At 71.2% G+C, this 19,832-nt stretch carries 18 protein-coding genes; 12 read left to right on the top strand and 6 right to left on the bottom strand.

Annotated features, from left to right (window positions below):
• The 7 genes from ACFYTQ_RS22920 to ACFYTQ_RS22890 are packed head-to-tail and all read left to right on the top strand — an operon-like array spanning position 1 to position 6,819.
• The gene (locus tag ACFYTQ_RS22920) at positions 1 to 1,032 is read left to right on the top strand and encodes an MlaD family protein (protein WP_387364382.1); all 1,032 of its coding nucleotides are present in this window, start codon (positions 1 to 3) and stop codon (positions 1,030 to 1,032) included.
• On the top strand, positions 1,029 to 2,036 hold the full coding sequence (locus ACFYTQ_RS22915) for an MlaD family protein (protein WP_387364379.1): 1,008 nt from the start codon (positions 1,029 to 1,031) through the stop codon (positions 2,034 to 2,036). The genes ACFYTQ_RS22920 and ACFYTQ_RS22915 overlap by 4 nt, the downstream gene beginning before the upstream one ends.
• Complete coding sequence (locus tag ACFYTQ_RS22910) at positions 2,024 to 3,049, top strand: MlaD family protein (RefSeq protein WP_387364376.1); 1,026 nt, start codon at positions 2,024 to 2,026, stop codon at positions 3,047 to 3,049. Before ACFYTQ_RS22915 ends, ACFYTQ_RS22910 begins: the two co-directional genes overlap by 13 nt.
• Positions 3,049 to 4,155 (top strand): MlaD family protein, encoded by a 1,107-nt coding sequence (locus tag ACFYTQ_RS22905; protein ID WP_387364373.1) that lies wholly within the window; start codon positions 3,049 to 3,051, stop codon positions 4,153 to 4,155. Before ACFYTQ_RS22910 ends, ACFYTQ_RS22905 begins: the two co-directional genes overlap by 1 nt.
• Complete coding sequence (locus ACFYTQ_RS22900; protein WP_387364370.1) at positions 4,152 to 5,228, top strand: MlaD family protein; 1,077 nt, start codon at positions 4,152 to 4,154, stop codon at positions 5,226 to 5,228. The genes ACFYTQ_RS22905 and ACFYTQ_RS22900 overlap by 4 nt, the downstream gene beginning before the upstream one ends.
• Positions 5,225 to 6,181, top strand: a complete 957-nt coding sequence (locus ACFYTQ_RS22895) for an MlaD family protein (protein ID WP_387364367.1) — start codon at positions 5,225 to 5,227, stop codon at positions 6,179 to 6,181. Before ACFYTQ_RS22900 ends, ACFYTQ_RS22895 begins: the two co-directional genes overlap by 4 nt.
• A 20-nt stretch (positions 6,182 to 6,201) precedes the next feature.
• On the top strand, positions 6,202 to 6,819 hold the full coding sequence (locus tag ACFYTQ_RS22890; RefSeq protein ID WP_387364364.1) for a hypothetical protein: 618 nt from the start codon (positions 6,202 to 6,204) through the stop codon (positions 6,817 to 6,819).
• Here the strand turns inward: ACFYTQ_RS22890 and ACFYTQ_RS22885 are convergent, their stop codons facing one another.
• Positions 6,820 to 7,548: a hypothetical protein gene (locus ACFYTQ_RS22885; RefSeq protein ID WP_387364361.1), complete on the bottom strand. Its 729-nt coding sequence runs from the start codon at positions 7,546 to 7,548 to the stop codon at positions 6,820 to 6,822.
• Positions 7,549 to 7,730: 182 nt separating this feature from the next.
• Here ACFYTQ_RS22885 and ACFYTQ_RS22880 point away from each other — a divergent pair, with 182 nt between their 5' ends.
• Positions 7,731 to 8,993, top strand: coding sequence for a helix-turn-helix domain-containing protein (locus tag ACFYTQ_RS22880; protein ID WP_387364358.1), 1,263 nt, complete (start codon positions 7,731 to 7,733; stop codon positions 8,991 to 8,993).
• Positions 8,994 to 9,138: 145 nt separating this feature from the next.
• On the top strand, positions 9,139 to 10,281 hold the full coding sequence (locus ACFYTQ_RS22875; RefSeq protein ID WP_387364355.1) for a helix-turn-helix domain-containing protein: 1,143 nt from the start codon (positions 9,139 to 9,141) through the stop codon (positions 10,279 to 10,281).
• Here ACFYTQ_RS22875 and ACFYTQ_RS22870 read toward each other — a convergent pair.
• The 4 genes from ACFYTQ_RS22870 to ACFYTQ_RS22855 are packed head-to-tail and all read right to left on the bottom strand — an operon-like array spanning position 10,253 to position 15,091.
• On the bottom strand, positions 10,253 to 11,269 hold the full coding sequence (locus ACFYTQ_RS22870; protein ID WP_387364352.1) for an alpha/beta hydrolase: 1,017 nt from the start codon (positions 11,267 to 11,269) through the stop codon (positions 10,253 to 10,255). The genes ACFYTQ_RS22875 and ACFYTQ_RS22870 overlap by 29 nt on opposite strands.
• A 28-nt stretch (positions 11,270 to 11,297) precedes the next feature.
• A complete protein-coding gene (locus ACFYTQ_RS22865) occupies positions 11,298 to 12,224 on the bottom strand; it encodes a glucosyl-3-phosphoglycerate synthase (protein WP_387364349.1) in 927 nt (308 codons plus the stop codon).
• Positions 12,221 to 13,669, bottom strand: coding sequence for an MFS transporter (locus ACFYTQ_RS22860; RefSeq protein ID WP_387364346.1), 1,449 nt, complete (start codon positions 13,667 to 13,669; stop codon positions 12,221 to 12,223). The genes ACFYTQ_RS22865 and ACFYTQ_RS22860 overlap by 4 nt, the downstream gene beginning before the upstream one ends.
• A 3-nt stretch (positions 13,670 to 13,672) precedes the next feature.
• The gene (locus tag ACFYTQ_RS22855; RefSeq protein ID WP_387364343.1) at positions 13,673 to 15,091 is read right to left on the bottom strand and encodes a condensation domain-containing protein; all 1,419 of its coding nucleotides are present in this window, start codon (positions 15,089 to 15,091) and stop codon (positions 13,673 to 13,675) included.
• Positions 15,092 to 15,345: 254 nt separating this feature from the next.
• On the opposite strand from ACFYTQ_RS22855, the gene ACFYTQ_RS22850 reads away from it, so the two are divergent.
• From ACFYTQ_RS22850 to ACFYTQ_RS22840, 3 genes are all read left to right on the top strand, one after another.
• On the top strand, positions 15,346 to 16,383 hold the full coding sequence (locus ACFYTQ_RS22850; RefSeq protein WP_387364340.1) for an alpha/beta hydrolase: 1,038 nt from the start codon (positions 15,346 to 15,348) through the stop codon (positions 16,381 to 16,383).
• 108 nt (positions 16,384 to 16,491) lie between these two features.
• The gene (locus ACFYTQ_RS22845) at positions 16,492 to 16,968 is read left to right on the top strand and encodes a MarR family winged helix-turn-helix transcriptional regulator (protein WP_387364337.1); all 477 of its coding nucleotides are present in this window, start codon (positions 16,492 to 16,494) and stop codon (positions 16,966 to 16,968) included.
• Positions 16,969 to 16,972: 4 nt separating this feature from the next.
• Entirely contained in the window at positions 16,973 to 18,217 is a 1,245-nt protein-coding gene (locus ACFYTQ_RS22840) for an MFS transporter (protein WP_387364334.1), read from the top strand.
• Positions 18,218 to 18,343: 126 nt separating this feature from the next.
• On the opposite strand, the gene ACFYTQ_RS22835 is transcribed toward ACFYTQ_RS22840, so the two are convergent.
• Positions 18,344 to 19,630, bottom strand: a complete 1,287-nt coding sequence (locus ACFYTQ_RS22835) for a PucR family transcriptional regulator (protein WP_387364331.1) — start codon at positions 19,628 to 19,630, stop codon at positions 18,344 to 18,346.
• Positions 19,631 to 19,832 lie beyond the last annotated feature (202 nt).

Below are 19,832 nucleotides of genomic sequence, written 5' to 3'. Positions count from 1 at the left end.
ATGCCGTATTACGGAATGCCCGGTGTGACGGTGGGCCGGGGCCGCGCGCGATCGACCGGGCTGGCGGCGGTGCTGGTGGCCGCGCTCGTGGCCGGGGGTATCGCCGGATATCAGGCGCTGCGGCCGCCGGACGGGTTGCGCATCACATTGCGCGCCAAGCAGGTCGGTGACGGCATCGTGGCGGGGGCGCGGGTGCGGATGGACGGGGTGCCGGTCGGCGATGTCGTGGCGATCGAGCCCGCCGCCGCCGGGTCGCAGCGAATCACGCTGCGGCTGGACGGTTCCCGGCTGCACGGGCTCGACGACAGTCTGCGCGTGCAGTACGCGCCGGGAAACCTGTTCGGCGTCAGTGAGATCGAGCTGCACCGGGGGCCCGGCGGCGCCCCGCTGCGCGCGGGCACGGTCGTGGATCTCACCGCCCGGCCCGGCGATGTGGACGACGCCACCATGGGTTCGCTGCTGCGCGGGCTGTCCCAGGTCGGCGATCGCGTCTTCACTCCCGAACTGGCCGGTGTCATCGCGCGTTTCGGCTCGGACCTGCGCTCGTTCACACCGCTGCTGGAGTCGATGGTGGTGCTCGCGCGCACCGTGTCGGACACTCAGCGCGAGGAATTGTCGCTGGTGGTCGGGCGGTTCGGGGAGGCGCTGACCGGTGGGGCCGATCTGATCGGGGCGATCATCAAGGTGCTCTACAGCCTCGACACCAACCAGGCGTTGCGCACCGAACGTGACAAGGTCGACGCCGGGATCGCCATGGTCGTGCACCAACTGTTCCCCACGCTGGAGACGACGCTGAACCACGCGGGCGCGTCCTTCGCCGGATTCACCGATCTGGTGGTGCCGTTTCTCACCGTGCTCGCCCAGATGGTGCCGACACCGCAACGGTCCGGCGCGGAGGTCGGGGAGATCATCCGGCGGCTCCGCTCCGCCATGCCCGACACCCCGGACGGGCCGGTGTTGAATCTGGATCTCGACCTGTCCGGCGTCCCGGCCGTGGCGGTGCCGCTGGGCCTGCCGGGAGGTCCGCGATGACGACCACCTCCGGTTCGCTGTGGCGGCTGGCGCTGTTCACCATCGCCATGATCGCGGCATTCGCGTTGGTGCTCACCATGATTCAGCGTCCGGTCGCCGGGGCCACGGAAACGCACGACGCGCTGTTCACCGACGCCAACGGGCTGCGCATCGGCGACGACGTGCGCGTCTACGGCGTGCAGGTCGGCAAGGTGGAGGGCATCCGATTGGACGGGACGCTGGCGCGGGTGCGGCTGACGGTGAAGACCGACACCCCGCTCTACGACAACACCCGCCTGGCCATCCGCTACCAGAACCTCACCGGCCAACGGTATGTCGACATCCAGCACGACCCGGCCCCGGGCGCGCGGATCCGGCCCGGCGCGCTCGTGCCCGCCGACCACACCGTGCCCTCGTTCGATATCACCGCCCTGTTCAACGGCCTGGAACCGGTGCTGCGAACCCTGTCGCCGGACGCGCTGAACCGGTTCACCACGAGCATGCTGGCCGTGCTCGAGGGGGAGGGCAAGGGCATCGGCCCGGCGCTGGCGTCGATCGGCGAACTCAGCGCCTACGTCGGCGACCGGCAACGGGTGCTCACCACGCTGGTGCGCAATCTGTCCGAGATCGCGGACCGGATCGGCGGGCGCTCACCGCAATTGGTGAACTTCCTCGGCAAGGTCTCCGACGTCTTCGAATCCCTCCAGAAGAATCTCGAGGGCCTGATCGACTTCGCGCTGACCGCGCCGCCGGTGCTGTACCCGGCCGACCGGCTGCTGGCCACGATCGGGCTGACGGTGGGGGAGAACCCGGACGTGAACGAGATCGTGCGGCGCTACATCCCCGACCCGAAGGCGATCGCCGATCTGCTGGCCGGGCTGCCCGCGCTGCTGGAGGGACTGGACGCCGCGATCCCGTCGCCCATTCCGGGGTCGACGCGGGTCTGCGCGAAGGGTGACGCCGAGGTGCCCGCGCCGCTGCGGGTGCTCGTCGACGGCCGGAGGGTATCGGTATGCAAGCGTTGAGGATTCGGCGGACGTTGATTCGGCGGACGCTGCCCGCGGCCGCGCGGGAGCGGCGACGACAGCTGTGGCTCGGCATCGGCGGGGCGCTGGCGGTGGCGGCGCTGCTGCTGGCGGTGTCGGTGCTGTACGCGGTGCCGGTCGGGCAGACCGTCTACACCGCCTATCTCGCCGACGGGCAGTCGGTGCGCGCGGGCGACGACGTGCGCATCGCGGGTATCACGGTCGGGTCGGTGCGTTCGCTGGAGCTGCGCCCGCGCTGGGTCGAGATGCGGTTCGCGGTCGACTCGAGCGTGTTCCTCGGCAGCGAGACCACCCTCGACATCCGGATGCTCACCGTGGTCGGCGGACACTATGTCGCGGTGACGCCCGCGGGGTCACAACCGCTGGGGCGCATGCCGATTCCCGCGGACCGGGTGCGACTGCCGTACAACCTGATGCAGGTGTTCGACGACGCGGTGGCCCCGGTCCGCGAGATCGATGGCAACACGCTGCGCGCGAACCTCGCCTCGCTGGCCGATGGGCTGCAAACCGGACCCGAGAGCGTGCGCCGGGTGCTCGACGGCGTCGGGCATTTCGTCGAGGTGCTCGAACAACAGCGCGCGGACGTGTCCAAGGCCACCGCGATCGCCGACGAATACCTCGACGCGGTCACCACCGGGAAGTCGGAGCTGCGGCGGTTGGTGGAGAAGGTGGATCTGCTCGAGACCATGATCAGCGACAAACGCGACGAGGTGCGCGAGGCCGTGCGCGCGCTCAACCGCGTCATCAACCGGATCGGCGCGTTGCAACCGGCCTGGGAGGGGACGTTCAAACCCATAGCCCAGCCCTTGGCGGACGCGCTGCACGAACTCGAGTCCATCGGGGAAAAGCTTGTCGCCATGGTGAATTCGGTCCACGAGATCGGGCGCAAGCTCACCGCGCTGATCGGACCCGACGGAACCGTGGGGATCGACGACTCCGGCGAACGCCTGGTGTCCGAGGTGTGCGTTCCGGTGCCGGGGAAGGCGTGCTGATGGTCGGACCGTCCACGCGCCGCCTGCTCGCCTCGCGCGGATTCATGTCCGCCGTCGGCGCGCTGGCCTTGTGCGCCGTCACCGCCGCCGGATATCTGGTGGTCGAGCCGCCGCGACCGGCCCATGCCTACTGCGCGCTCATGCCCGACGCCATCGGCCTGTATCCGGGCAATCACGTCACCATGCGCGGTATCACGGTCGGGCAGGTGACCGGGGTGGCCCCGCAGGGGGACAAGGTCCGCGTCGACTTCACCGTTGACACCCGCTATCCGGTCGGCGAGGACGCCGCGGCCACCACGGTCGCGCGCACGGTGGTCGCGGACCGGGAATTGGCCGTGCTGCAAGAGGATTGGCCCACTACCCCGCGTGATGGGTGCGTCACGAAGACGCTCACCCCCAAGAGCATCAGCGAAACCTTCGACGCGCTCACCCGGCTCGCCGAACAGGTCGTCGGCCCCGACGGCACCGCCGCGCCCCCGCTGGGCCGCGCGGTCGCGGGCCTGGATAACGCCACCGCGGGGACCGGTCAGCAGATCAACGACCTCATCCGGCGGTTGGGGGTGGCGCTGGATTCCCCGGACGCGGCCCTCGGTCACCTTGCGGGAGTGGTGGATTCGCTGTCGCGGCTGTCAGAGGCCGTGGCCGCGCACTGGGGCGACATCAAATCCATGCTGACCCGGCTGGCCCAGGTACTCGATCAGGTGAACAACGAACTGTTCACCGAGACCGTGGTCATCATCGACGGTTTCCGACGGGTGCTGCCCATGATCAACGACATCACCACCATGTTCGGCAGCGCCATTCTCACCCTGCTCGACGCGACCGTGCCGCTGACCCGATTCATCGGCGCGAACATCCGCGTCATCGGCGACATCCTCGCCATGATCCCGCCGCTGCTCGACGCGTTGCGCACGGTCTTCGACCCGAACAGCGGCCAGCCCGGCGTGACCTACCGGCCGCGCCGGGTGGCGCTGCCCGCACCGGACGCGAACGCCGTGTGCGGGGCCGTGAACGCCGTGGCCCCCGGCCGCTGCACCGGGACCGAGAACGGGATGGCCGACGTGGATTTGGTGACCCTGGTACTGGGGACGGTGAGCGCCCGATGACCATGGCACACAGCGTGTTCCGCCGCGCCCGCTGGGGCGTGCTGGGAACGGTGGCCCTGCTCGGCTGCGGCTGCGGCATCGATCCGGGCAGCGTGCCGATCCCGGTGCCCACCACCGCCGAGCCGACCTACACCGTTCGCGTCGAACTGGCCAGCGCCCTGAATCTGCCGGCGAAGGCCAAGGTCATCGTCAACGGCACCCGGGTCGGCACCGTCGCGCGGGTGGCCGTGGTGGATCCCGGGGCCGCCGAGCCGGGCGCGGGCGGGCACGTGGTCGTCTACGCCGATATCGCGAAATCGGTTCGGCTGCCCGCGGATTCGACCGCCGAACTGCGGCAGACCACGCTGCTGGGTGATATGCATCTGGCGCTGGCCTTCCCCGCCGACGACGCGGCCCCGGCCCTCGGCGACGGCGGGCTGATCCCGCTGCGGCAGGCCCGGCGGCCCATCCAGATCGAGGACACCCTCGCGGGTTTGGCGACGTTCCTCGAGGGCGGCGCGGTGCATCAGTTGCAGGACATCGTGGATCGGTTCAACGCCATCCTGCCGCCCACCCCGCAGGAGACCGCGCGGCTGGCGAACACGGTCGGCGCGGACACCATGGATCTGGCCCGCAATCTCGACGAGGTGGATGCGCTGCTGAACGGGTTCACCGCGGACTCGCAGGTCATGCACGATCAGATCGATGTGCTCGCCACCATGCTCACCGAGCAGGAGGTGCAGCACATCACCGACGCGGTGTCCTCGATCGTCGGGGTCATCGGGGTGCTGGGCGCGCTCGGGTCGGTCGCGCACGCGCTGCTGTGGCTGGCCCCGATCGCCGACGCGGGCGACAAGGCGGCCGAGGCGTTCGTGCCGCTGCTGTTCACCAGCCGCCCGCTGGATCTGGACGCCCCCTCGAATCTCAACGCGCTCGTGGCGTGGTTGCGCGACAAGGTGATTCCGTTCGTCGAACACGGACCGAAGGTGAACATCACCCGTGCCGCGGTGACCGCCGCCGGAGCGCCCGTATCGGCCGACGACCAGGTGGGCCGCATCATCGACAGCCTGCGCATGATCGGAGTGGTGCGATGAGGATCGGCTCGCTGCTGTCGCTGGGCGCGATCGTCGCGGTGGCGGTGCTGGGCAGCGCGTATCTCGACTTCGGCGTGGTGAACCGGGACGCGTTCGCCGACCACACCACCGCGCTCATGGACCTGCCCGACGCGGGCGGGCTCGGCGAAGGTTCGGCGGTCCTGCTCACCGGCGTCAGGATCGGGACCGTGGCCGCGGTGGACACCGCGCCCGCCGGGGTGCGGGTGCGGCTGCGGCTGGACGCGGAGCATCGGGTGCCGCTGGACAGCCGGGTCGTCATCGAGAACCTGTCGGTGCTCGGCGAACCCTATGTGGAGATCGTCCCGCGCACGGCGGACGGCCCGTATCTGGCCGACGGACAGGCGATTCCGCCCGATCGCGTCCGCCCGGCGATCTCGATCGCGCGGATGGCGCGAATGGCGGCCGAACTGCTGCGCCAGCTGCGCCCGGACGCGGTGGGCCGGTTGATCGACACCGTGGTCACCGCGTACGCCGGGAACGCCGCCGTGGTCCCCGATCTGGCGCGCTCGACCGATCTGCTGGCGGCGCTGATCGGCGATCGTTCCGCGGCGCTGGGCCGCACGATCACCGCGTTGCAGTCCATCGCCCCCGATATGGACTGGACCGGTCCGGCGATGACGACCGCCTCGCCGCCGTTCATCGAATTCGGGCAGCGGGTGGACGCCATCGCCGACGCGGTGGGACGGCTGTTCACCACTGGGGACTCCCCGCGCATGTACCTCGAGGGCAACGGCCTGGTGCCGTTCCTGGACAAGCTCACCGCCCGCATCGACGCCATCGGACCCGATCTCGCGCCGCTGGCCCCCATGTTGGTGCCGCTGCGCGACATCGCGGTCCGGGCGTTCCCGCGAATCGACCTGAGCGCCCTCATCTCCCAGGTCCTGCTCGGCCTGGACGAGGACGCCGTACACGTGCGCGTCGGCGTGCGCTGACGCCCAGTGGGAGGAGATCCATGACCACCGAAACACCCGAACGCACCGGATCGAATCCGGAGCCGGACACCGAAACCGCTGCCGCGCAACCGGAATCGCCCCGCCGCGGGCGCTCGCTGAGCGTGTCGATCCGAATGTCCACGGTCCTCGCCGCCGCCGTGCTGGCGCTCGCCGTGGCGCTGATCGTCGGATTCGCGGTCGCCTGGCTCGGCGCGCGCGGCGAGTTGCGCGACCGCGACGCCGCGGCCGCCGACCAGCGCCACGCCGAACAGGTCGCCACCGACTACGCGCTCGGCGCGTCCACCATCGACTACAACCACGTCGAGGACTGGTTCACCCGCCTGAAGGCCAACACCTCCCCGCAGCTGGCGAACAAGTTCGACGCCACCGCCCCCAAGCTGCGCGATATCCTGCTGCCGCTGAAATGGACCTCCACCGCCACCCCCATCGCGGCCGAGACGCTCGGCGACGCGGGCGGGGTCTACAAGATCGACGTCTTCCTCACCGTCTCCTCCACCAACGCCCAGACCCCCGACGGCGGCCACACCACCGTCACCTACAACGTCACCGTCGACCGCGCCGCGGGCTGGAAGGTCACCGACGTCGGCGGCCTCGACGGGGCGTTGGGCGGCAAGTGATCACGCGGACGACACCGTCTCGTCGAGCCAGCGGTCCACCAGCCAGGAGGTGAGCACGGCGGGCAGCACGAAGAACGCGATGAGATTGCCGCCCATGCATACCACCCCGTCGACCGCGCTGAACGGGCCGCGCAGGGTGAAGAAGCCGGTCGCCAGCGACAGATTCAGTACCAGGCACACCAGCACCGTGCCGCGCAGCCAGCGGGGGAACACGGCGTCGCGCCGCGCGATCAGATACAGCGCCAGCAGATACGGCACCCCGAGCAGGCCCAGCGGGGCGGCCGCCACCAGCACCGCGACGTGTAGCGCGGTGAGCGCCTCCGCGCCGACGTGCGGGCTGGACAGCGGCAGCGCGGCGAAGACCCCAGCCTCCACGGCGAACACCGCGTAGAAGACGATCTCGCTGGTCCACAACAACCGCCCCAGCCGACCGCGAGAGCTGCTGTCCGCGGCCAGCATTCGACTGGTCAGCTCCGCGCTGAACCACACCACATAGACCACCGCGCAGGCCACCACGAAGGCCGCGCCCCGCAGCCACCCGTTGTAGTCGTGGAAGAACCGCGCCACCGCCGCCGGATCGTCGCCCGGCGGCAACAGCGCGACGATGATCCACAACCCGATGACGCTGGCCACCACCGCCACCGTCCAGCCCACGGCGTAGACCAGCGCCCGCACCCGACCGCGGCCGAACCGCCGCACCGCCCACTCGGCGACACTCACCATGCCCATGCCCGAACCGTAGGCCGGACCGCCGTCGATCATCCACGCGCGCAGCGCGATTCGGAAATCCGGTCGCCGCCGCGCCGCGCGACTGTGACATCTCCCGATCCGGCGCGGGGAGATTGTGCCGCGCCACGAACGGCGGACAAGCGCGCTCGCACGGCCGAACTCGTGCCGTAGCGTCGGGGGAGATGGCAGGTGAACCGTACGGCAGCGGCTCCCAGTACTGGGAGCCGCCCACGCCGCGCGTCGCCGAACTGTTGCGCACGGCCGTGGAGATGGTGCTGATCGATCCCGAGGCCGTGTATCGGGTGATCGACGAGGCGTCGCTGGCGGCGGCCGGTCCGCCGGTGGCGCTCGAACCCGGTGTGGCCGAGGCGATCCGGGCCTGCGTGCGCGCCAACCTCGGGCACTGGTGCGCGGCGAATCTGCACGCGCCGGGCGTGCCGGTGAGCGCGAATCTGTCGGCGGAGAACGTGGATCTGGCCCGCGCGGTGGTGCGGCACGGGTTCGACGAGATGCTGGTGACCAATTTCCACGCCGGGCAGAACGCCGCCGTGCGCACCTTCACCCAGTTCGCGTTCCTGCTCAGCAGCGATCCGCACGAGATCCGCGAACTGCTCGACCTCATGATGGCGTCCATCTTCGCCTTCGTCGACGCCACCCTCACCGGCGTTTTCGACCTGATCCAGCGCGAACGCCGCCAGCTCGCCGACCTCGACCACACCGAGCGGATGGAGACGATCAACCTGGTGCTGGCCGGGGCCCCGATCGGGGCCGACCGCGCCGCCCGGCGGCTGGGTTATCCGCTGGACGGACCGCAACTGGCCGCGATCGTGTGGAGCGATTCGTATCCGCTGGTGCCCGAGGCGCTGGACGCCGCGGCCGACGCGCTGGCCCGGATGACCGGCGCGGCCCACCCGCTCACCGTGACGCCGAGCCCGGCCACGCTGTGGGTGTGGGTCCCCGCCGCCACCCGGCCGGACCCCGATCTCGTGCACAAGGCGCTGGAGGGCGCGCCGGGCACCCGAATGGCGTTGGGCTCCATCGGTTCCGGCACCGCCGGTTTCCGGCGCAGCCATCTCGACGCGGTCGCCACCCAGCGGCTCATGCGGCGGCTGCGCGCGCCCACCCGGCTGGCGACCTACGATGAGGTGGAGGTGGTGGCGCTCACCACCGACGACGAGGAACGCGCGCACGAGTTCGTCACCCGCACCCTGGGCGATCTGATCGGCGCGGAACCCGAACTGCTGCAAACGCTGCGGGTGTATCTGCAACAGGGCTGGAACGCCGCCCGCACCGCGCGGATACTGTTCGCGCACCGCAACACCATCGTCTACCGGCTCGACCGCGCCCGCGCCCTGCTGCCCCGCCCGCTCGAGCACAGCGCGTTGCAGGTCGGCCTGGCACTGGAGATCGTGAGCGTTCTCGGCCGGACCGCGCCGGTTTCCTGAACTCTCACAACGCCGCGGCGCGCCTTGGCCACAGTGCACATCGGCGGCCCCGGAGATTGTGCGCTTCGGCCCGTTCCCCGGGCGGACATCCCCGATAGAGTTGCCGAACTGCGAAGACCGGACGTGTGCCCGAACGAGGTGTGTCATGACAGCGGTGCTCGACGCGAGAACCGAACCGGCGCCGCGCGCGCTGCTGCGGGCGATCGTGGACGAGATCGAATCCGATTGCGGGCCGGACGGTTCCGGCGCGCGCGGCGACCTGACGGCGGTGGCCCGCGGCTGCCTGACCGCGCTCGCGCGGGTCTGCGCGAACGACGCGATCGCACCGGACACGCTGCTCGTGCTCGAACGCGTCGCGGCCCGCTGGGCCGAGCGCGCCGCGCCGGTCGCGGTGCTGCACCGCACCGTGCGCATCGCGATCGATCGCGGCTTCGAGGCCACGGCCCCCACGCTGGAGTGGTCGAGCCCGGATGCCGTGCGCCGCAACGGTTCGGCGCTGCTGGACGCGCTGGGCGCGCTGTCGGCGGCGGTGTCGCGCGGTTACACGGCCGGGACCCGGCTGGCCGCCGGACCGATCGACACCCCCCGCGACACGACCGAGCGGACCGGCCGATTCCTCGTGCTGGCAATGGAATTCGCCCCGCATCCCGACGACCGCGATCCGGGACTCGACGCGCGGGTGGTCGCGCGCCGCCGCGCCGCGCGGGTGCGCCGCGAACTCGGCCGGGCCGTGCCCGGCGCGGTGTCGGCCACGCTGAGCGGGGTGGGCGGCACCGTGACCGTGCCCCGGGCGGCCGCCGCCGAGCCGGTCCACTCGTGGCTCTCGGCGCTGGTCGCCCGCCTCGCGCGGGCCGCCGAAACCCCGGTCACCGCAACCTATTTGGAGGCGACGGGCGGGGACCTGGAGCGCGCGGGCGAACGCGCGCACGAGGTGCTGGATCTGGTGCTGACCCTGCGCCGGGGGCCGGGGCTGCACCGGTTCGAGGATCTGGCCTGCGAGTATCAGCTCACCCGCCCCGGCCCCGGCCGCACCCGGCTGCGGGCGCTGCTGGAACCGCTGCGCGACGAACCGGAGCTGCTGGAGACCCTGCGCGCCCACTTCGCCGCGCAGGACCGTCCCGAGGCGGCCTCGCGCCACCTCGGCATCTCCCCGAGTTCGGTGCGGCGGCGGCTGCGCCGGGTGGAGGAGCTCACCGGGCTGCCGCCCGCCGATCCCCGCGCGGCCTGGTATCTGCGGTCCGGCCTGATCGCGCTGCGGGTCAGGGCCGATTCAACGCCGCCTCGATGATCGGCCACGACCGGTGCAGATCCTGCTCCCAGTAACCCCAGGAGTGGGTGCCGTCCGGCCGGAAGTCGAAGGTGGCGGGAATACCCAACTGCGCCAGGCGATCCCGCAGGTTCACCGTGCAGTGGTGCATCACCGCCTCGAGCGGCGCGCCGAACATCAGCTGCCAGGCGAGTTGCGTCGGATCGCCGTGCACGCCCTCGAGGGTGTCCAGCGCGCCGGGGACGCCGGTGCCGCTGGACACGTAGATCGTGGTGTCGCGCAACAGGTCCGCGTGCAGATACGGGTCGTTGGCCGCCCACGCCGGATCGCCGGGCGGCCCCCACATGTTCGTCGCGTTGCCCGCCCAGCGGCCCACCACGGCGGTCACCATGGCCTGCCCCTCCGGATCGCTGGTGCGCACGCAACCGCTGTACGCGCCGATCGCCCGGTAGAGTCCGGGCGCGGTCTCGGCGAGGTGGAACACGGCGGTCGCGGCCATGGACAATCCCGCGATCGCGTTGGCGCCGTTGCCGTTCAGCGTGGCGTCCACGATCGGCGGCAGCTCCTCGGTGAGGAACGTCTTCCAGCGCGGGCGGCCGAGCACGGGATCGTCGGTGCGCCAATCGGTGAAGTAGCTGCCCGCGCCGCCGATCGGGATCACCACGTTGACCTGTTCGCCCGCGAAGAACCGGGACACGTCGGTCTCGTCGTACCAGCCGCCGCCGACGCCGCCGTTGGCGCCGTTGAGCAGGTACAGCGTCGGCGCGGGCCGGTCGGGGTCGGCGGCGCGCAGCACCTGGGCGCGCACGACCGTGCGCATGGCCGCGGAGTAGACGTACATGTCCGTGACCCGGCCCGGCCCGTCCTCGAGGTGGTCCAGACGGGAGCCGTCCGGTGCGGCGGCCGCGGGTCCGGTCAGGGCGATCGCGGTGGCGGCCGTGAGGGCCGCGATCGCCGTCACCACGGCGGGCGGCCGCCACGGGAGTCTACGGCTCCGGGGTGTGCGCATGACGAGAATCCTTCGGGTGGACGATGTTTCAGGCGATGTCGAGTTCGGGGAACCGGTCCGACACCCGCGCCATCGGGGGCCGGTCGGCGGCGTCGAGTTCGGTGGTGACCCGCCGCCAGGCGGCCCCCTCCGGGATGAACTGGGTCAGCCCGACGCCGGAGTCGGCGACGCCGAGCCGATCCAGCAGGGTGGCCACCACCTGACGGCTCATCACCGCCAGTTCGTGGGTGGGCCGGTTGCGGTGTCGCCGGGTGCCGAGGTCGACCTGGCCGATGGCGTCGACGCCGTGCCGTCGCCAGCAGTCGATGAGAATGCCGATCTCCACCCCGTACCCCGGCGCGAACGGGATGGCGGTGAGCAGGTCCCGGGTGGCGGCGTACTCCCCGCCCAATGGCTGCACGACGCCGCCGAGCGCGGGCGCCAGCGCGGTGAGCAGCGGCCGGGCCACCAGTTGGGTGACGCGGCCGCCGCCGTCGGCCTCGCCCGCGCGGTCCCCGCTCAGCGGGCGGCGGTAGAAGCCCTTGACCAGCTTCAGGTTCGGATCGAACAGCAGCGGCGCGAGCAGCGCGGGCACGAATCCCGAACTGGGACAGACCAGATCGGAGTCGACGAACACGATCAGATCCCCGGCGGCCACCGCCAGCGACCGCCACAGCACCTCGCCCTTGCCGGGCCGCGGGCGCACCCCGGGCAGCGCCTCCTCGCGGGTGTAGACGGTGGCCCCGGCCGCGCGGGCGCGGGCGATGGTGTGATCGGTGGAGCCGGAGTCGATCACGAGCAGTTCGTCGACCAGCCCGCCCAGATGCGGCCGCACCGAGGCCACGACCCCGGCGACGGTGGCCTCCTCGTTCAGTGCGGGCAGCACCACCGAGACGGTCCGTCCGTCCTTGCGTTCGACGAGTTCGGGAATCGACCACGGCCGGTCGAACCAGCCGGGCGCCTTCGGGACGATCATCGCGATACCTCCGCGGGGGTCGACGAGCGGGAAGTCGGCAGCGCCGCGGTGACCGCGGTGAGCACGGCGGCCACCGCCGCGATGATCCACAGCACCGTGCCGCAGGCGGCCAGAAAGCGTTGCGGCCCGAGCGGTTCCACCGAATCGGCGCCGACCCGGGTGAAGAACACCGTGCCCAGCAGCGCGGTGCCGAGCGCGCTGCCGAGCTGCTGGACGGTCGGCGCGACGCCGGAGGCCGCGCCCGTGGACCGCTCGCCGAGCCCGGCCACCATGATCGCGGGCAGCGGCGGCGAGAACCAGCCCATCCCGGCCCCGGCCAGCAGCGCGGGGAGCACCACCGAATCGGGATCCAGGCCCCCCGCGCGCGGATGCAGGCACAGCGCCAGCGCGCCCATGCCCAGCGCGAACAGGCCGAGGCCGAGGGTCAGCGTCCGGCCGCCGAGCCGGGCCACGAGCAGCGGGGAGGTGACGGCGGTGAGCAGCGCGCCGACCGCGAACGGCAGCATCAGCCGCCCGGTCTGCCACGCGGACCAGCCCAGCCCGGTCTGCGCGGTCACCGACACCACGAACAGCAGCGCCGTGAACAGCCCGTAGAACACCAGCATCAGCACCGCGCAGATCCGAAACGGCCGGTCCGCGAACAACTCTCGCGGCACGAGGGCGTCCTGCCCGATCCGGGCCCGGGACCGCTGCCGCCGCCAGAACGCGGCGAGCACGACCAGTCCCGCGATCAGCATCACGATCGACCCCGGCGGCCAGCCCGCCTCGCGCGCGGTGACCAGCGGGAACAGCACCAGGCCCAGCCCGGCCGCCGATAACGCGGCACCCAGCACGTCGACCGGTTCGGGTCGCTCCGCGCGCGCGTTGCCGACCGCGCGATGGGCCATGAGCAGCGCGGCGATCCCGAGCGGGGGATTGATCACGAAGATCGCGCGCCAGCTCAGCCCGGCCACGTCCGCGGTGACCAGCGCCCCGCCCAGCAGCGGACCCGCCAGCCCCGCCGCGCCCGCGACCGCCCCGTAGACGCCGAAGGCCAGCGCCCGCCGCCGGGGCGGGAAGGCGGTGGTGAGGATGGCGATGGTCTGCGCGGCCACGGCCGCCGCGCCGACGCCCTGCACCGCGCGCGCGACCGCGAGTTCCGCGGGCCAGCGCGCGGCGGCGCACCACGCCGAGGCGAGGGTGAACACGCCCATGCCCGCGAGAAACAGTGTGCGACGGCCGAATCGGTCCCCGAGCCGCGCGGCGGTGAGCAGCGCGCAGGCGAAGCACAGCCCGTAGCCGGTGACCACGAGCAGTTGCAGCGATTCGGTGGCGGCCAGCTCGTGGGCCAGGGCGGGCAGCGCGGTGTTGACGATGGTGAGATCGAGCATCTGCATGAAGACCGCGAACAGGCACGCGCCGAGCGCCAGCCAGGCCCGGTGGGCGCCGAGGGTGCGAACGGTCATGGGTCAGACGGCGACACCGACGGTGTAGTCCCCGTCGTGCGCGACCGCGCCCACGATCGACAGCAGCGTCTTGATGTACTGGTCCACGGCCTGACGGGCCTCGGGGGTGTCCGGGAACAACAGGCTGAGCTTGGTGACGTCGGGGAAGCGGTTCACCCACACGTACACCTCGCCGGGCGAGTCGTCGTTGGCGAACATGCCGCCGTTGATCCGGTCGAACATCTCGACGCCGGGGAATTTGCGCAGATCGATGTAGGACATCATCATCGCGGCCCAGCCCGGCCGGGTCCGGACGCCGTGGCGTTGCGCGGCGAGTTCGACCACCCGGTGCGGGGACACCCCGCCGAGTTCCCGGGCCGAATCGGCGGCGCGCTGCGCGGCGGCGACCAGGCCGGTGAAGCGGTTGTCCGTGCCCGCCTCGATCGCCACCGGCACCAGGTTGGTGTACCAGCCGATCGAATTCGCCTCGCCCGCCGTGGTGCGGGTGTTGACGGGGGTGAGCACGAAATACCAATCGGCGCCGGTCAATTCGAGTTCGGTCAGCGCGAGGGCGGCGAACAGGCCGCCGACGAACCGCCCGCCCCGGGCCTCGCAGACCTCTTCGAACCGTTGCGCGTCCGGCTCGTCGAACAGCGGCAGCGTGATCTGGGCGCCGCGGGTGTAGGCCGAACCGCCCGCGGTGCCGAGATACAGCGGGAACGACGGCATGTCACCGCCGTTGCGGCGCAACAGATCCACCCACGCGCGCACCTCGGGGGAGTCCTCGGTGAGGGCCTCGTTGTGGGCGCGTTCGCGGTCGCAGTAGCCGAGATGGCCCTCGACCGCCGCGAGCGGGGCGGGCGTGCCGCCGAGTTCGCTGCCGTAGAGCATGAGCAGATCGACGCAGGTGATCGCCTGGCCGACGCCGTCGGTGTGCAGATGGTCGATCGCGGCGTACACGGTGAACGAGCCCTCGTGCCGGATCACCCCGAAGCCGAAGCAGTCCCAGTGCCGCGCGTCGGGCGTATTCGCCTGCACGAACGCGCGAATCGCGGCGGCGTCGGCGAAGTCGCCGTGGTCGGTGGCGACGAGGTCGATCCGCTCGGGCGGCAGCGCGTGCCGGACGACGCGGTCGTCGGGCAGGACCTCGAACCGGCTGCCGAAGGTGTCGTGGCGGCGCACGAACGCGGTGAGCGCGCGGGTCATCGCGGGCACGTCCGGCTCGCCCGGCATATCGAAGGAGATCATGGTGACCCGCGAGGTGCGCGCTCGCGTGCCCGCCTGCCGGTGCGCGGCCCGGAGGTATTCCTCCTGCTGGTAGCAGGGCGGGGTCGGATACGGCGGCGCGGCCGCCATCGCCGCGCGGGCGGCCTCGGACACCGACCAGCTGGTGATCCGGCCCGGTTGCGGATGCCAATCGTCGAAGAAGCCGAAATTGACCACGGGTCCCTCTATTCACGCCTCGGTGGCGACGGGTTCGCCGATGCGTGTTTCGGTAGGTATCACCGACCACGCCCTTGGGAGTTAACGGCAGTTACCACCGGGTCGGCCAGCCTCGGCGGACAACCTTGTGATTAGTGCCAACGGCGTCGGTCGTCAGGCGGTCGAAAGACCAATGTCGATTCGACGGCCTTGTCGCTCAGCGGTATTCGCTCCTACCGTGACCACACGATCCGCAGGCCCGAGGGAGGAGACGGTTGGACGCGCACGCCGCCCGCACGCGAATCGGGCTGTCCGCCGCGGTGATCGCGCTGGCCGTGGCGCTGGTCGTCGCGCCCGCCGCGGTGGCCGAACCCGGTGAGATCATGGCCGCGGCGGCCGCATCGCCGGACGGTTCGCGCCTGGTCGGGGTCGGCGAGCGGCAGGGCCGGACGGTGGATCTGGCGATCCACTCCGCCGCCATGGACGCCGTGATCACCGTGAAAGTGCTGCTGCCCGTGGATGATTCGCGGCCCGCGCCGGTGCTGTACCTGCTCAACGGGGCCAATGGCGGCACCGAGGCGAGCAGCTGGAACGAGCAGACCGATGTGGCGGACTTCTTCGCCGACAAGCAGGTCACCGTCGTCATCCCGATGGGCGGGCGCGGCAGCTACTTCACCGATTGGCGCGCCGACGATCCGGTGCTGGGTCGGCAGCGCTGGACGACGTTCCTGACCCGGGAACTGCCGCCCATCATCGACTCGGCCTTCCACGGCACGGGCGCGAACGCGATCGCGGGGATCTCGATGGCGGGCACCTCGGTGTTCCAATTGGCCTTGGCCGCACCGGGTCTGTATCGCGCGCTCGGCTCCTACAGCGGGTGCGTGCAGACCAGCAGCCCGCAGGGCGAGGCGATGGTGACCGCGGTCGTGGGGCGCTACGCGGGCAACTCGGTCAACATGTGGGGCCCGCCGGGCGATCCGGCCTGGGCCGCCAACGACGCCTACCTGCACGCGGATCGGTTGCGCGGCACCGCGATCTACGTCTCCGCGGGCACCGGCCTGCCCGGCCCGCTCGACACCCTCGACGGCCCCGGCGTCAACGGCAACGGGCAGAAGCTGTTCAGCCAGATCACCACCGGCCTGGTCATCGAGGCCATCACCAACCAGTGCGCCCAGGCCCTGCGCACCCGCCTCGCCGCCCTCGCCGTCCCCGCCACCTTCAACCTGCGTCCCACCGGCACCCACTCGTGGGGTTACTGGCAACAGGACCTGCACGATTCGTGGCCGCTGTTCGAGCAGGCCCTCACCCGCTGATCAGGCACCCGAGAGAGTCCGCTCGTCGGACGAATGGGTGAGCGACCTCACGCGTCCCGAGATAGTTAGCCTATGTACATAGATAGTTAGCAAATGTAAACTAAAAACATGTCGATGAGCCGGATCGAGGAGAGCGCGACGGTCGAGGGGCGGTTGGTGGATATCGCCGTCATCGTGGCGCGGCTGTCCCGGCTGGCCAGCGGCTTCGGTGGTGACGGGCTTCCGCGCGCGATGGTGCGCGCGCTGTCGGTGCTCGACGAGCACGGCCCGATGCGGGTCGGCGACTTCGCCCGGATCGACGGGTGTTCGCAGCCGACGGCGACGACGCTGATCGGCCGCCTCGTCGCGGCCGGACTGGTCGCCCGCGCCACCGTTCCCGGCGACTCCAGAGCCGTGGTCGTCGAGCCGACCGCGGCGGGACGCGCCCGTCTGGCGGCGTCCCGCCGCGCGATCGGCACCGCTCTGGCCGCCCGGTCCCCGGGGTTCGACCACGAGCGGCTGGCTCGCCTGAGCGACGAGCTGCGGGCCCTGCACGCGGCCCTCGTGTCCACCGCCGCAACCGAATTCGAAGAACAGGAGCGTTAGCGTTGTGACCAGCACCCTCACCCGCGTCGAGACCGACGCGCCGACACGCACCAAGCAACCCAAGGCCGTGTGGGCGGTGGCCTTCGCCTCGGTCATCGCCTTCATGGGCATCGGCTTGGTCGATCCCATTTTGAAACCGATCGGCGAGCAGCTGCACGCCTCACCGTCCCAGGTGACGCTGCTGTTCACCAGCTACATGGTGGTCACCGGCGTCGCCATGCTCATCACCGGCGTGATCTCGAGCCGGTTCGGCGCCAAGCGGACGCTGCTGGCCGGACTGGCGATCATCGTGGCCTTCGCCGCGCTGGCGGGGAGTTCCGGCACGGTCGGACAGATCGTCGGCTTCCGCGCGGGCTGGGGGCTGGGCAACGCGCTGTTCATCGCGACCGCCCTGGCCACCATCGTGGGCGCGGCCACCGGCGGCGTCGCCCGCTCGATCATCCTCTACGAGGCCGCGCTGGGGATCGGCATCGCGGCCGGGCCGCTGGTCGGCGGCTTCCTCGGCGGATTCAGCTGGCGCGCACCGTTTTTCGGCGTGTCGGTGCTGATGGCCGTCGCGTTCGTCGCGATCGTGGTGCTGCTGCCGGACACGCCGCCGCCCGCGCAACGGACCTCGATCACCGCGCCGTTCAAGGCGTTGCGCTTCCCCGGCCTGCTGCTGGTGAGCGTCACCGCGCTGCTGTACAACTACGGGTTCTTCACGCTGCTGGCCTACACGCCGTTCCCGCTGGACATGGGCACCTACGCCATCGGCGTCATCTTCTTCGGCTGGGGTCTGCTGCTGGCGCTGGCGTCGGTGGTGTTCGCGCCGCGGTTGCAGGCGGCCTTCGGCACCGTGCCGATGATCGCGACCGCGCTGGCGTTGTTCGCCGCGGACCTGGCCGTCATGGCGATCTGGGCCGATCACCGGCCCGTGCTCATCGTGGGCACCGTGCTCGCGGGGCTGTTCCTGGGCGTGAACAACACGCTGATCACCGAGGCCGTCATGATCTCGGCGCCGGTGGAGCGCTCGACCGCCTCGGCCGCCTACAGCTTCGTGCGGTTCGTCGGCGGCGCGGCCGCGCCCTATCTGGCGGGCAAACTCGGTGAGCACCGGATGGCGTTGCCGTTCTGGGTCGGCGCGGCCTGCACCGGGATCGGCGTGCTGGTGCTGCTGGCCGGACGCTCGGCCCTGGCCCACGTCGACGACCACGAACCCGCGCCGCACAGCGCCACCGAGGCCGCGGCGATCACCGTCGGCGACGACTGACGGGATACGCTGGGCCACAAGAGGATTGGGGAGGTAGGACGCCAATGCACCCAGACGTCCTACCTCCCGTCACAGTACCGGCGAATGCGCTTGCGCGCGTGGCGGGTTCGCCGATCCTGGGACGAGTCACGAGGATTTCGCGCCCCGATTCGGTCCGCGCACAGTGCCCCGGCCCCGGGCGTCGCGCGCCCGGTTGGTGGTGTAGGTGCGGGCCACGATCGCCGACCGCAGATACCACAGCCCGCCCGGGGTGCTCGGATCGAAACCGGTGAGCTGGGCGATGCGCTTGAGGCGATAGTCCACGGTGTTCGCGTGCACGTGCAGATCCCGCGCGGTGAGCCGGCGGTTGAGATTGTTGGCCAGATGCCGGGTCAGGGTCTGCAACAGTTCGGGGTGGGCGTCCAGCGGCGCGAGCAGCGCGCCGAGCACCTCGCGACCCGGTCCCGGCCGGGTGATCTGATACTCCACCGCCAGATCGTCGAGCCGGTGCAGACCGGGCCGGGTGCGCAGATGCTGGACGGTGTCGAGCAGCTGATGGGCCTGGTTGGCGGCCTCGGGGACACCCTCGGGTGCGGCGCCCACGACCGTCGCGGTGACAGCCACCCCGGCCGCCGCGGACAGGGCCTCGACGAACTCGTCCAGTTCCGCGTCCGCGACGCTCGTGGTGGGCACGAGAATCGTTCCGCCGTCCACGCTCAACAGCGACAGCACCGCCTCGCCGCAGCGGGCCGCGAGCGCCGCCTGCACCCGGCGCAGCTTGCGCCGCGCCACCACCCGGCCGTCCAGGGTCGGGTCGTGTTCGTCGGGATGCGGCGGAAGCGCCAGTGCCACAACGTGATACGAGGGCGCGATATCGATCCCGCACTCGCGGGCCATGGTCGAGGTGGAGTGCCCGGACAGCAGCGCGGTGATGAGGGTGTGCGCGGCGTGGTGGTGTTCGCCCGCGGCGGCGCGCAATTCGCGGACATAGGCGTCGGAGATGGTGGCGGTGATGATCTCGAGCACGTCGATCTGCCGCCGGGAGGCGAGCTTGATGTCCTCGAGATCGGCGGCGGTGAGATGCGCCTGGACCAGATCGACGCCGAGCCGGAATCCCTCGTGCACCGCGTGGTGGATCACGCCCAGCGGGATGCCCTCCCGGGCCCACCCGGCGGCGGCGTCCTCGAGCCGGGCGATCTGCTCGCCGGTGTCCGCGCCGTCGAACATGGCCACGGCCAGTTCCAGGCACAGCCGGGTGGTGGCGGTGAAGTCACCGCTGATGGCGTCGGTGGGCATCGTCCGGCAGGCCACCACGGTGTCGAGGAAGTGCCCCACCATCTTCCGCGACAGGGTGCGCACGTCCCGCAGGGGCGAGGTCACGTGGTGTCCGGCCAGGGTCGGGGGTACGTCGACGGGTCGCGCGGATTCGGCCACTCGGCACACTCCCTCTTCCAGTCCCCCCGCGGAAATTACCGGTACAGAGTGTCACCGTAACAATGACGTGACGCGTATACACAGCAATCCCGGCCAAATCTGGGAGGGTGGCGAAAACGCGTCCTCCGGGCTCTATTACAGCTCACAGAACGTTGAATCCTTGTTGGGCTACCGATCAGTAACCCGTACCGTCAGTGCCGGG

Origin of the sequence: Nocardia sp. NPDC004068 (assembly GCF_042874315.1) — a bacterium.
Classification (GTDB): domain Bacteria; phylum Actinomycetota; class Actinomycetes; order Mycobacteriales; family Mycobacteriaceae; genus Nocardia.
The sequence above is the reverse complement of the archived record's forward strand: the minus strand, read 5'-3'. Positions and strand labels throughout refer to the sequence as shown.